Origin of the sequence: Ruegeria sp. HKCCD7255 (assembly GCF_013031565.1) — a bacterium.
In the GTDB taxonomy this organism is placed as follows: Bacteria; Pseudomonadota; Alphaproteobacteria; order Rhodobacterales; family Rhodobacteraceae; genus Ruegeria.
Window position 1 is genome coordinate 465,800 of record NZ_WQAG01000001.1, and the last position, 12,783, is coordinate 478,582.

The window sequence follows — 12,783 nt, forward strand, 5'->3', positions numbered from 1 at the left end:
GCAGGTCTCCTGAGTAAGATCAGTCCAGGCTGTCGCGACTGAACAGATAGATCAAACAGCCGATCGCTAGCGCGACAGCGAAAAAGCCGAATATCGCTGTGTAGGGTGCGGTTGGGCTGATGTCTACCGTTGCCGCGTGGATGCGACCGGTTGCGAATTGGGCGATCCCCACACCGCCAATGCCAAAGAGGTTCAGCAGTGTGACACCACGCCCGACCAGATGGGGTGGGATGAATGCACGACCATGAGCCATGATGACAGGGAAAGACGCCCCGGTGAAACCGATGACCGCGGCCAGCGCAATGGAAATCCAGACAGCGTTCTGTATCCAGAGGCACAGCAGCACCAAGGCAAGGACACTCAGCGCGTTGCCGCCAAAGATCACCCATTTTCGGGTCTGTAAAAGGCGATCAAGCGGGCCATAGGCGAATGTGCCCGTGATCATCGCGGCGCCCATGACCAAAGTGGCCTGACCGATCTGGGTGATGTTTAGGTCAAAGACATCTCGCAAATAGGGCCCGATCCACAGACCCCGGAGCGCGGCAGAGGGCACATAGGCGACCAGCATCAAGGGCAAGATCGTCCAAAGCGCGGGCTGCTTGAGCAAATCCAGCAGCGAGCCTTTATGTTCGGTCACAACCTTTTCGGGGTCACGCACCGTTGCCCAGATCGCGATGGCGATGATCGCCGAGATGACAGCTAACCCCGTCAATGTACCGCGCCAGCCAATCCATTCCACCGCCAATGCGGTCGGGTAGGAGGCAACCAGGTTGCCGACCGAGCCAACCCCTAACATAACCGCTGCCAGCGTGGCGAATTTTGCCGGAGGATATTCCCGGGCGAAGATGAAATACGAGGCCATTAGGACGGGTGAGCATCCGACCCCGATCAGGGCCATCGCAAGGCTGACATGAAACGGTGTACTGGCCATGGCAAACAAGGCTGCCCCTCCGGCACCACCGATCATCAGCAGAACCGCCGAGCTTTGCCGGGGACCAACGCGGTCAAGCGCCCATCCGACCGGGATCTGCATGGCGGCAAAGACCAGAAACCAAAGCCCGGACGCAAAAGCCAGATCCTCGGGTGTGGCGCCGATATCTTCTCCGAGATCAACTGCCAGAACCGCCAGGAATGCCCTGAAAAACTGGCTGAGGACGTAAGCCAGACATAATACAATCAAACCTGCCTGCATCTTTGTCCTCCTTGTCTGCATGCTTTGCATGTCTGAGGAACGTGCACAAGCGCGTGCAATTTGCTGCCGGAGGCTGACAACATTCACAATTGCTCTAGCTTTTTCAGCATTTACACCTCACCGTTGAGAGACCCATGACCAACGCGATTTCAGACTTTTACGACTCGGTTCCCGTGACACGTGACTTTCTGGGTCTCAGTAACCCTGCGGCCTTTACACCTGTGCCCGATGATTGGGTCCTGGGTGTCGCGGATATCGTCAACTCGACCGGCGAGATCGCAAACGGGCGCTATAAGGTTGTGAATATGGTCGGGGCTGCCGTGATTTCCGCCATGATCAATGCGATGGATGGAAAGCTGTTTCCCTACGTGTTTGGCGGCGATGGTGCAGGGTTTGCGATCCCTGCTGCTGATGCGGAGGTCGCGCGCGAGACATTGGCCAAATTGCGCAGTTGGGCCCAAGAGGAATTCGGCATTTCGCTAAGAGCGGCACTGGTTCACGTAACCGAGATTCGATCTGCAGGGCGCGATCTGCGCGTGGCGCGTCATGCGCCCTCATCCGGGGTTGATTATGCCATGTTTTCGGGGGGTGGGCTGGCCTGGGCAGAGCAGCAGATGAAAGCTGGAACAATCGGGGTGCAACCGGCCGAAGACGATGCGCTGCCAGACCTGACTGGCCTGTCGTGCCGATGGTCCAACAGTCCGGCGCAAAATGGACAGATCGTGTCTGTTGTGATTCAGCCGACAGACAGAGCAACCGAAAGCGACTTTGCCGATCTGGCACAGTCCGTCGTTGCGGCCTCGGAAGGTCTGAGACGTGCCGGACATCCGGTTGCCGAACAGGGGCCGCCGATGAAGTGGCCACCGCCCGGTGTAACGCTGGACGCGCATGTGTCGCGTGCTGGGCGTAATTTAAAGCTCCACAAGATGCGGTTGTTGTTCGAAAACCTGATGATCGGGGGGTTGTTTAAGTTCAAAATCCGCCTGGGTTCGTTTGAGCCTGTGCGGTATCAACGCATGGTCAGCGAAAACGCGGATTTCCGTAAGTTCGATGACGGTCTGAAGATGACGTTGGATTGCGATTCTGAAACTTTGGCCAGGATCACCCAGATGCTGGATCGCGCAAAAACCGAAGGCAAGATCACCTATGGTCTGCACGCCCAGACCGAAGCAATGATGACCTGCTTTGTTCCGTCTGCGATGCGCGACGATCACGTTCATTTCGTGGATGGTGCGTCTGGAGGATATGCACAGGCCGCAGCTGAAATGCGCTCGAAATAGGCTCTAAATAGGGCTTCTTCTCTTCACAAATTCGAGATTTTGAAGATACCCCCGAGTGATGTAGAATCGCGTATGGCCGGTAAACTGCCCCTGACGTCTCGATCCTTGCCGATCGCGTTGCTGCGTGCTCGGGAAAAGGTGATGGGTCCCATACGTGCAACACTGACAGATGCGGGTGTAACCGAGCAACAATGGCGTGTCCTGCGCGTTCTGAACGAGCAAGGCCCGATGGAACCCACGCAAATTGCCGAACAAGCCTGTCTTTTGCTGCCAAGCCTGACGCGTATTCTGCGTAAATTGGAGCAAAAAGGTCTGATCGACCGACAGCCGGACGTGCAGGATCGACGTCGGCAAAAGATCCAGATCAGCCGCAAGGGGTTGAATGTCATCGAAGCAAATCTGACCGCAATCCTGGCGCAGGCCGACCGTGTGCGCGAAGCGCTGGGCCCGGATCGACACGAATTGCTGCTGGATCTTCTGGGTGATTTCAATACGCTTGAAAGCTGATCTCGCGCTTCGAATGGGTCGCGGACGCGTTCCGCCGAACCTCAAATGTCGTTAAACAGGGTCCCGTAACCAGCCATCCTGAAATACGACCTTGTCCAAGCCTGCAAACCTCCGGACCCGATCCAGCTCGGACTCAAGACGTTTGGTGCGGGCGTCAGACCAGCGGATTTTCCGTTCAGGCCATACGGCCTTTATGCTCAGTTCAGAAGCATCGCGCTGGGCTTTCATATCAATCCGCCCAATCAGGCGATCCCCTTCCAAAAGCGGAAAGACGTAATAGCCATAGGTGCGCTTGGCTTCGGGCACAAACACCTCAATGCGATAGTAAAAGCCAAATAGGCGCTCGGCCCTGTGACGATCCCTGAGCATCGGATCAAATGGGCTGAGAACACGGATACGTCCGGGCGCTGGCGGTACCGCTTGCGCGGTGGCCACGGCCTCGGGTCTGGTAAAGCATTTGCGCAGACGACCATCTGCGCACTCAACCTCGATCTCTTGAATTTCGCCTTTTGTTAGAGCCTGAGCACACCAGAGTTTCGCTTCGGCTGGCGCAACCGTATCCCAAAAGGCCGCGATCTCGCCTGACGTGGCAAAGCCAAGCCGATCCAGCGCCGCATTGCACAGCCAATCGACCGTTCGGTCTGCATCACAGGGCAAGACACCGGGACAAAGATGATGTTCGATCACCCGTTCGGTCAGGTCAAAGTGCTTTTGAAACCCGACCCGCCCCACGACGGTCAGAGCGCCAGACCGCCACAGATACTCCAGAGCGGTTTTCGATGGGTGCCAATCCCACCAACCACCGGATGTCTTTTCCTCATCCTTGCCGACATCAGATGAACAGACGGGCCCGTGGTCTTGGATATGGCGCAAGACGGTCTGAAAGCGTTCCTCATACCCGTCACGACGCCAGTTTTTCCATCGCGCTCGAAGCTTTTGTGCATCGCGCTGAAACCGTAAATGCCAATGCGGGTAGAACGTCATCGGAATGACAGCGGCATCATGGGTCCAGTGTTCGAACAGCGCTTTGTCGCTCTCGTACAGGCGTTTTAGGTTCTTTGGCCGGTAGGACGGGCGGCGCGAGAACAAGATCATGTCATGCGCCCGCGCGACGGTGTTGATACTGTCCAGTTGAACAAATCCCAACCGGTGGATTAGTTCCAGCAGATCTGCACCCTTGGCACCGCCCGAGGGTTGCTCGGCCAGCGCATGGTGGTGCATGAAAAGGGCCCGTGCGGCCCGGTTGTCCAGTCGCGGTAGCGCCAAGCGTCTAGCGCCGCTTCAACGTATCGCCAAAGTTGATCTTGGGCGTCAGGGTCACGCGGGTTTCAACCTCGGCCTCCGGATCCTCGAGCTGTGCCGCGATGATCTGCGCCGCGTTGCGCCCGATTTCCAGACGACAGGCATCCATTGTGGCCAGCTTGCGGGGAAGGCCCTGCAACAGTTCGACATTGTTGAACCCGGCCAGACCAATCTGACCGGGCACATCAATACCCTGTTCCAGCAGATACAACAGCCCACCCGCGCCGATCATGTCGTTCGAGTAATACAGAAAATCCAGATCGGGCGAGCGTTCCAGCATGGCCTGCGTCATCTCTCGCCCTTTTGCCAGGGCCGAGCCGCCGGAATAGAACTCGCGATCTTCGATTTCGATCCCGTTCTTGCCCAGAACTTCGGTAAAGCCTTCAAACCGCTTGCGGGCGCGGTGATCCAGCGGCATCTTGGTGCCCATGAACCCGATATGCTGATACCCGGCTTTCAGAATCGCCTGCGCCATTTCGCGCCCGGCGCGCCGGTGCGAGATACCAACCATCGCATCCACCGGTTTACCATCTGTATCCATGATCTCGACCACCGGAATACTAGCCGCATCCAGCATGGCGCGCGACGCCTCGGTATGCTCCAGCCCCGCGATGATCACCCCAGACGGACGCCAAGATAGCATCTCGTACAGAACTTTCTCTTCTTTTTCAGGAAGATAATCGGTGACGCCGACCACGGGTTGTAGCTCTGTATCTTCCAGAATCTGGTTGATGCCGGTCAGAACCTCAGGAAACACCATATTCGACAGCGACGGGATGATTACTGCAACCAGGTTCACCCGGCTCGATGCCAAGGCACCTGCAATCTTGTTGGGCACATAACCCAACTCTTTCGCCGCGGCCAGAACCCGAGTGCGCGTGGCATCAGACACATCGCCTCGATTGCGCAACACCCGGCTGACCGTCATTTCGGATACTCCGGACGCTTCTGAAACATCACGAAGGGTAAGCGGGCGTTTTGTGTCTGTTGTCACCGGAGGACCTGCGTCGTTGTTTTGTCCGATGCTATCGTAAACAAGGCAAACTGTTCAATACTCGAGCAAAGCCGATGACATCGCCGAAAAAGCCGGTTACAGACATCGACGCGCGGCCCCGTGGCTCAACTGGATAGAGCAGCCCCCTCCTAAGGGGCAGGTTGCAGGTTCGAATCCTGCCGGGGTCGCCAGGCGATCTTCAAAACTATGTGGTGTCTTTGCCTTGGGGTCCGTATGCGTTGGTCGTCGGCGCGTCGCCTGTTTCGCAGTGTGAACCTGCTCTACCGCTGCGGTTCGGGCTCACGAAATCTCATTGTCGATGGCAACAGCAAGAACCCGAGCGCGAAAAGCTCTGATCACTGCGAGCACTCCCGTGATCCGGTTGGAATGAAGTGTCACGATCATTCAGAAGGTCTGTGCCTTACCGGAGATCAGAAAAACACGTACAAAGATCAACCGGTATTGAGGCCACAACGCACATGGGCGAGCCTAGATGTGATGGGCTATTGCACTCGAGCCAAAACCAAACTATCCGAAACTATCTCTGCGGGTGGTGCTATCTAATCGCCTGTAAGACACAGTTTACTTGGCACTGTCGAGGAAAGTAGTGGTATGAAATCCGTATGTGGACCTATCTTTATTTTAGGCTTTCCTCGTTCTGGGACCACTGGGTTAGCGAGTGGATTAAGCTGTTTGGACGGATTTGCGTCTTACTCTAAAGAGGGTCATTTTATATACCTCTTTACTGAGGCAATACTGCGCATCAGAGACAATCGAGTTAATCCGAATTGTATCGTTCGGGAAGAAAGTGCCAAAGCTGCGCTGTTTTCTTCAATTGCCAAGGCCGTTGACGAAGCTTTTATTAATTCCCTGGATGCAGACTCTTTAAAGTGGATTGATAAAACACCTGATATTCAACAGGTGAACGCAATTCCAGCACTCATCGAACTGTTCCCCGAAGCGTGGTTTTTTTATATTTACAGAGATCCGCGTGAAGCTGTACGTTCGAACGTCGCAACTTGGCCAGATATCTTGAATGGAAAAGAGCTGGAAGTAGCGAACCGCTGGGTTAAATGCCAAGAGGCTTGGCGGAAAATGCGAAGTCATATCCCCGAAGAGAAGCGTTTGGAAATTTTTCAGCCTGACCTAAGAGACAGGCCTGAAAATGTTGTCGACGAGATTCGAAGATTTCTTTCTCTTGGAACCAGAGACTCTGAGGCGTTAGCTGCCTTTTGGAAACAAAACCGTGTTGTCAACAGACCAAACCATGGTGAGGCCGCAAAGAGTTACGATAAGCTCGTTTTGAGCAAAAAAATCATCAAGAAAGTTGACGAAATTTCCGCACAAGAAATACAAAATTGGCCAAAGATTCTGGAATAGTGAGATAATGAAAAAGCGCGCTGCGTTTATTGGACATACATTTCACGAAAAAACTGGGTCGAGTAAGTTTTTTCAAGAAATCGTATCGAAGTTCTTCGAAGTTGACTCTTTCTTTTTCGATCCAGCTGACCCTTACGGGTTTGACTATACTCCGTTTCTCGATAACGAGTATGAACATCTATTTTTTTGGCAATCAGAACTCGCAGCGAGCCGGCTTTACCATCACGTTTCCGGACAATTCAATATTATTCCAATGTATGATGGCTCGATTCAACTGAAAGAAGAATTTTGGCAACGATTTCCAAGAGCAACCTTTGTATCGTTCAGCTTTGCTATGCATTCCATTCTTCAAGCTGCTCGCTGCAACAGTGTCCTGGTTCGGTATTATCCCGAGGTCGAGACAAGGCTTTGGCAAGCTGACGGGCCATTATCTGCATATTTCTGGGAACGTCGACCGGGCACGGATTATGACGGAGAAACAGTAATCGAGGCGTGTCGCGTTCTTGGGATCCAAAAACTACAAATACATCTTGCCGGAGATTTTTCGTCTGAGATAGAAGAGCGAAAAGCAACACTGTTGGCTTCCGCTTCGTCTGGTGGGCCTACGATCGAGCTTGCGTTTTCCCAGTGGTACGAGAGCAAAGCACAGGCTATCGCAGAAGCGCGTAAACACGCTGTCTATTTTGCACCGCGTGAAGCCGAAGGTATTGGAATGAGCTTTCTTGAAGCAATGGCGAGCGGGCAAATTGTCATTGGACCGGATAAACCTACGCTTAACGAATACATTTCGGACGGAGAGACCGGGTTTTTGCTTGGAAAAAACCATGGTTCAGAAAGTCTTCCATCTCTGACCGAAAATGGTCTTTTGGAGATGTCAGACCGGATTCTCGAAAGCGTAGCGCGCGGTCGCAAGAATTGGCTGCAGGACGTGAAACGGCTTGAGGACGTTCTCACGCAGGGATACACCGCTAACATCTCGGATCCCGGATCCGAGTTTGAACGTCAGGTGACAATTCAAGCTGGTCTTCGTCAATGAAGATCTCGGTCGTCACAATTGTTCTTAACCCTGACAGTGACTTTGCCAGGACTGCAGAAAGCGTTCTCGCGCAGAATTACACAGAAGTCGAATGGGTCGTTCTTGATGGGTCCAGCTGGTCTGACCCTGGCCGCCAGTATCTCAATCGGTATAAAGAAGCCTTTGATTATTATGCGTCTTGCCCTGACGAGGGTGTGTACGCGGCGATGAATACCGCGTGTGAAAAAGCTACCGGTGAATATGTCGTGTTTCTGAATTCGGGTGACATCTTCTTCAAGCAGGGCACTTTGACAGAGGTCTCACAGTTTCTGCAAAGAGAACCCGATATTCTATATGGTGACCATGACTACGTGTCCGGCGGCGCGCATCATTTCCGAAGAGCTTCTGGAATGGATCAGCTCGCCAAGCGTTTATCTGATGGTAATTTAGAAGGTGGCTGGCATGGACGTTTTCCCTGCCATCAGGCAACCTTCTACAAACGTGAGTTGCTTGCGAAAGAACCCTTTGACACTCAGCTACGCATTGTCGCGGACCACGATCTGCTGCTTCGTGCGCATGCAAAGGGTTACCAAATTCAGCATGCTGAACTGTTCGTATGCAGGTACTATGGCGGAGGGTTTTCCGCACAAAACGCAACACGCTGCGTTGCCGAGTGGGCCGATGTTTACAGTAGATATTCAAACCATCCTGAGAAGGTAATCGAAAGGTTCTATGGTCAGGAATTTGTGAAACGGTATGTGCGGAGAGAAAAAATTCGGACAGAAAAACCTATTGAGACAAAAGATTCCAACGCGTCGACTGACTCTGACGAGATTACGTTCGACGAAAAATTTAGGTCGATTGCCCCAAGGTGGCTAAAGAAGGAAGGCCGTTTTGAGAAGCTTCTCGAAGACGAGCGTAGTTTATTGCAATTGGCTATCCGCTATCCGCATAAACTGCCTCGTCTCATCTACATCGGTCGAATCCGACGGCGAATGAAGAGAGATCGTTCGAAATAAGACCGTTTACGCATCGGTTTGGATACAAGCTGGCGCATAGCGCGATCGACAGCAAACGCCTCCAATCGCGCTAACTCACGAAAGCACATCGAGTGTGACCTGTGCAACTCTTTGCCATTTGTGAGTTGCCGACGCTGAAAAGGCACCAGCGGGCGTTTTGCCGAACAACGCTTGCCGTGCGCGCGATGGACGTGACCACTATCGAGCATCATTTCTTTGATGGTTGGAACGGCACATTCGATGGCATCTGGCATCTTGATGGTCGGTAATCTTGCAAACGTAAGTGTTGACCGTCGCACAGGTAGCCAATCTAAGGAGAGCGTTCAAAGGATCAGATCGACCACCGATCTGTCGCATTGTTCAAGAACAAGCCTTGCGTTGACAAGGTCGTTCTCAGTTGCTTTTTCAAGCGCTTGGTTTGGGTGATAGCCATGATCGAGCCATCTGTTTATCAGTCGCTCTTTGAGCACATCAAGCTTGGGTTCAATAAACACGCTCAACGACCAGTATTGGGTCAAAGGGCGCCATGCTGGATCTTTTAGAAAGAGATAGTTGCCCTCAACGACCACGTGTCTTTGAGACACGTCAATGCGCGCAGCGTTCTGAACGACGCAATCCCTGCTTCGATCAAACAACGGAACGGTGACGGTGTCTTCGCGTAATGCGCGCGAAAGAAGATCGTTGAACCCTTCGGTATCAAAGGTTTCAGGTGCACCTTTACGGGCCAGAAGACCGCGATTTGACAGAGTGTCATTGTCCAGATGAAAGCCGTCCATGGGCACCAGCCCGCAGGGTATCCCGTTTTGCTCAAGCCGTTGGCGGACCTTTTCGGCAAGCGTGGACTTGCCCGATGCGGGTGGCCCGGCGATTGCGATCAACTGGCGTGTGTCTTTGACCTTGGACGGCTTAATCAACGCAACAATGCGGTTGACCTGTTCCTCGAGATCCATGGGTGTCACGCAGCGGCTGTTTCCGGCCTTTTCGCGCCGGTCATATAAGCGACGGCGTCGGACATTTCATGGTCTTTCGGATCAATGACAGTCAGGCGCTTGCCAAGGCGGTGGATATGGATGCGGTCGCAGACCTCGAACACATGAGGCATGTTGTGGCTGATCAGGATGATCGGGATACCGCGCGCTTTGACATCCTGGATCAGGTCCAGCACGCGGCGGCTTTCCTTGACGCCGAGCGCCGCAGTCGGTTCGTCCAGGATAATAACCTTGGATCCAAAGGCAGCCGCGCGTGCCACAGCCACGCCCTGCCGCTGCCCGCCCGACAATGTTTCAACCGCTTGGTTGATATTCTGGATCGTCATCAGGCCCAACTCGGTGAGTTTCTCGCGCGCGAAATCCTGCATCTTCTTTTTGTCGAGTTGACCAAAGACTTTGCCCATGATGCCAGGTTTGCGCAACTCGCGCCCCATGAACATGTTGTCTGCAATCGAAAGTGCGGGGCTCATGGCCAGGGTCTGATAGACGGTTTCGATGCCTTGTTCGCGCGCTTCGATCGGTGATGAGAACGCGACTTTGGTTCCATCCAGAAACACCTCGCCCTGATCAGGGATGACGGCGCCGCAGAGGGCTTTGATTAGGGTCGATTTACCGGCCCCGTTATCTCCGATCACGCCGAGAATTTCACCGGGCATAAGCTCAAAATCGCAATGATCCAAGGCCGTTACACGCCCATAGCGTTTGACCAGGTTTCGGGCTTTGAGGATCGGTTCCATTATGCAGATACCTTTCTGATCCATTGATCAACGGCGACGGCGGCAATGATAAGCAGGCCGATCAGAAGGAAGGTCCATTGGGCGTCGGCCCCAAGCAGGCGCAGCCCAAGGGTGAACACGCCAACGATAAGTGCTCCGAATAGCGCGCCCAGGATCGAGCCGCGCCCTCCGAACAGCGATATGCCTCCGATCACCACCGCGGTGATGCTTTCGATATTGGCCAACTGTCCGACCGTGGGCGAGATCGATCCGATGCGTCCGACCATGGCCCAGCCTGCAAAGGCGCAGATCAAACCGGACAGCAGATAGACCGAAATCAGCGTGCGTTTGACGTTCACCCCGGCCAGTTCAGCGGCATCCGGGTCGTCGCCCACCGCGTAAACATGCCGCCCCCAGGCGGTCTGTTTCAGCGCATAGGCCAGCGTGAATACCAGCGCGAGCATGAAGATCACGCCCAGCGTCAGTTGTGCATCTCCAACTTTGAACTTGGTACCGAAGATTTGCAGCAAAGGAGCCACCTCTTCGATATCCGCGCTACGGATGGTTTCATTGGCGGAATAGAGGAAGTTCGCCGCCAGAATGATCTGCCAAGTGCCCAGGGTCACGATGAAGGGCGGCAGCTTCATATAGGCGACCAACCAACCGTTGATCAGCCCGCAGATCATACCAACAGACAGGCCGCACAGCACGGCAAGCTCCACCGGCATTCCATAGCGGAAGGTAAACTGACCCATCACAACTGACGACAGCACCATGATCGCACCAACGCTCAGGTCGATGCCTGCGGTCAGGATCACCAGGCTTTGAGCCGCGGCCACGATGCCCACGATCTGAACCTGCTGCAGGATCAGCGTCATGGCGAAGGGCGAAAAGAACCGTTGGCCAATCAGCATTCCGAACAGGATGACCGAGGCCAAAAGGACGATCAGCGGCACCAAAGCCGGATTGACATGCAGCGAGTGCTGGATGCGCCCGATGATACCCTTCCGTGTGTCTTCAAACTCGGCAACCGTGTCTTCGGCGCCGACCAGCCCCGATTCGAATTCCTTTTCTGCCTTGCTGTCGGACATGATCCCCCCTTGGCGCGTATGCAGGATTGCGGTGTTTCAGGCTTTGGGTGCCTGAGGCAGAACGGAGGGCACAGGCTGCGCCCTCCGTGATGTGCCCGGGATCAGATCAGCCCCAGCAGAGCTCTAGCCCTTCAGCCGATGAGATCGAAGGAACACCATCGACCGGGTTATCAGTGACAAGGGCCACACCTGTGTCGAAGAAGTCTTTGCCAGGTGTATTCTCAGGCTTCGCACCCGTATCGGCCCAGGCTTTCACCGCCTCAACACCCAAAGATGCCATCAGCAGCGGGTATTGCTGTGAGGTCGCGCCAATTGCACCATCGGCAACGGCCTGTACGCCCGGACAACCGCCATCGACGGATACTACGATCACATCATCGACTTTGCCGAAATCCTTCAGCGTCTCATGTGCACCAGCGGCTGCCGGTTCGTTGATTGTGTAAAGAACGTTGGTGCCTGCATCCATGGTCAACAAGTTTTCCATCGACTTGCGGCCACCTTCTTCATTGGCGTTTGTCACCTCGTTGTTCACGATCCGCGCGTCGGTTTCATCGCCCCACTTGGCCGGATCACCAAGGTCGATGCCAAAGCCCTGGAGGAAACCCTGATTGCGCAGAACGCCTACGGTGGGCTGCGATACGTTGATATTCATCATGCCGATCTTGGCCGAAGATGTATCGCCAATCGTGCCAGCGGCCCATTTTCCGATCAGCTCACCTGCCAGGAAGTTGTCAGTGGCAAAGGTCGCATCGGCAGCGTCAATCGGTGAAAGTGGTGTGTCCAAAGCAATGACCAAAAGCCCCGCATCGCGCGCCTGTTTCACGGCAGGAACGATGGATGATGTATCAGAAGCGGTCAGCAGAATGCCCGAAGCTCCGTCAAGGATACAGGTTTCAATCGCCTGAACCTGGGTTTCATGGTCACCGTCGATCTTGCCTGCAAAAGACTTGAGCGTCATGCCTAGCTCAGCTGCTTTTGCCTCGGCGCCTTCGCGCATCTTCACGAAAAACGGGTTCGTGTCGGTCTTTGTAATCAGGCAAACGCTTGTCTCTGCAAACGCCGCGCCAGACCACGCCACAGTGGCCGCAAAAGCGGCTGTCAGTAATGTCTTCATGATATCCTCCCAGTAGATCGGGCAGGCTTGGCCCACCCGCGCAATTGAATTGCGCTGTCAGGATCGTAATTGCGATTCGCCTCTGCGGTCAATAAATAAATCAACTTGATTTAGTATTGACGAGATATATGACCTGCCGCCATTCTAGTGCCGAAGGGAAAACGTGCCGTGGATGGACCGAATT

Annotated in this window: 13 protein-coding genes and 1 tRNA gene; 7 read left to right on the top strand and 7 right to left on the bottom strand. The window is 54.3% G+C overall.

Annotated elements, in window-relative coordinates:
- Positions 1-19: 19 nt before the first annotated feature.
- The gene (locus GOX45_RS02230; RefSeq protein ID WP_171097541.1) at positions 20-1,192 is read right to left on the bottom strand and encodes an MFS transporter; all 1,173 of its coding nucleotides are present in this window, start codon (positions 1,190-1,192) and stop codon (positions 20-22) included.
- A gap of 134 nt (positions 1,193-1,326) precedes the next feature.
- Here GOX45_RS02230 and GOX45_RS02235 point away from each other — a divergent pair, with 134 nt between their 5' ends.
- Together GOX45_RS02235 and hpaR are read left to right on the top strand one after the other, a co-directional pair.
- Complete coding sequence (locus tag GOX45_RS02235; RefSeq protein WP_171097543.1) at positions 1,327-2,472, top strand: DUF3095 domain-containing protein; 1,146 nt, start codon at positions 1,327-1,329, stop codon at positions 2,470-2,472.
- 72 nt (positions 2,473-2,544) lie between these two features.
- Positions 2,545-2,979 carry a homoprotocatechuate degradation operon regulator HpaR gene (hpaR, locus tag GOX45_RS02240; protein ID WP_171097545.1) on the top strand — a complete coding sequence of 145 codons (435 nt, stop codon included), beginning with the start codon at positions 2,545-2,547 and terminating at the stop codon, positions 2,977-2,979.
- A 51-nt stretch (positions 2,980-3,030) separates the two neighbouring features.
- Here the strand turns inward: hpaR and GOX45_RS02245 are convergent, their stop codons facing one another.
- A complete protein-coding gene (locus tag GOX45_RS02245) occupies positions 3,031-4,245 on the bottom strand; it encodes a winged helix-turn-helix domain-containing protein (protein ID WP_171097547.1) in 1,215 nt (404 codons plus the stop codon).
- Between the two features lie 4 nt (positions 4,246-4,249).
- On the bottom strand, positions 4,250-5,275 hold the full coding sequence (locus GOX45_RS02250) for a LacI family DNA-binding transcriptional regulator (RefSeq protein WP_171097549.1): 1,026 nt from the start codon (positions 5,273-5,275) through the stop codon (positions 4,250-4,252).
- A 114-nt stretch (positions 5,276-5,389) separates the two neighbouring features.
- Here GOX45_RS02250 and GOX45_RS02255 point away from each other — a divergent pair.
- The 5 genes from GOX45_RS02255 (at position 5,390) to GOX45_RS02275 (ending at position 8,958) form a co-directional block, all read left to right on the top strand.
- Positions 5,390-5,466, top strand: a tRNA-Arg gene (locus tag GOX45_RS02255).
- Positions 5,467-5,887: 421 nt separating this feature from the next.
- The gene (locus GOX45_RS02260) at positions 5,888-6,655 is read left to right on the top strand and encodes a sulfotransferase (RefSeq protein ID WP_171097551.1); all 768 of its coding nucleotides are present in this window, start codon (positions 5,888-5,890) and stop codon (positions 6,653-6,655) included.
- Between the two features lie 7 nt (positions 6,656-6,662).
- A complete protein-coding gene (locus GOX45_RS02265; RefSeq protein ID WP_171097553.1) occupies positions 6,663-7,691 on the top strand; it encodes a glycosyltransferase in 1,029 nt (342 codons plus the stop codon).
- On the top strand, positions 7,688-8,689 hold the full coding sequence (locus GOX45_RS02270) for a glycosyltransferase (RefSeq protein WP_171097555.1): 1,002 nt from the start codon (positions 7,688-7,690) through the stop codon (positions 8,687-8,689). The genes GOX45_RS02265 and GOX45_RS02270 overlap by 4 nt, the downstream gene beginning before the upstream one ends.
- Before the next feature lie 125 nt (positions 8,690-8,814).
- On the top strand, positions 8,815-8,958 hold the full coding sequence (locus tag GOX45_RS02275; protein WP_171097557.1) for a hypothetical protein: 144 nt from the start codon (positions 8,815-8,817) through the stop codon (positions 8,956-8,958).
- A gap of 54 nt (positions 8,959-9,012) precedes the next feature.
- On the opposite strand, the gene GOX45_RS02280 is transcribed toward GOX45_RS02275, so the two are convergent.
- The 4 genes from GOX45_RS02280 to GOX45_RS02295 form a co-directional block, all read right to left on the bottom strand.
- A complete protein-coding gene (locus tag GOX45_RS02280) occupies positions 9,013-9,639 on the bottom strand; it encodes a hypothetical protein (RefSeq protein ID WP_171097559.1) in 627 nt (208 codons plus the stop codon).
- Positions 9,640-9,644: 5 nt separating this feature from the next.
- On the bottom strand, positions 9,645-10,415 hold the full coding sequence (locus GOX45_RS02285) for an ATP-binding cassette domain-containing protein (RefSeq protein ID WP_171097561.1): 771 nt from the start codon (positions 10,413-10,415) through the stop codon (positions 9,645-9,647).
- On the bottom strand, positions 10,415-11,485 hold the full coding sequence (locus tag GOX45_RS02290; protein ID WP_171097563.1) for an ABC transporter permease: 1,071 nt from the start codon (positions 11,483-11,485) through the stop codon (positions 10,415-10,417). The genes GOX45_RS02285 and GOX45_RS02290 overlap by 1 nt, the downstream gene beginning before the upstream one ends.
- Before the next feature lie 106 nt (positions 11,486-11,591).
- Entirely contained in the window at positions 11,592-12,599 is a 1,008-nt protein-coding gene (locus GOX45_RS02295; RefSeq protein WP_171097565.1) for a substrate-binding domain-containing protein, read from the bottom strand.
- Positions 12,600-12,783: the final 184 nt, after the last annotated feature.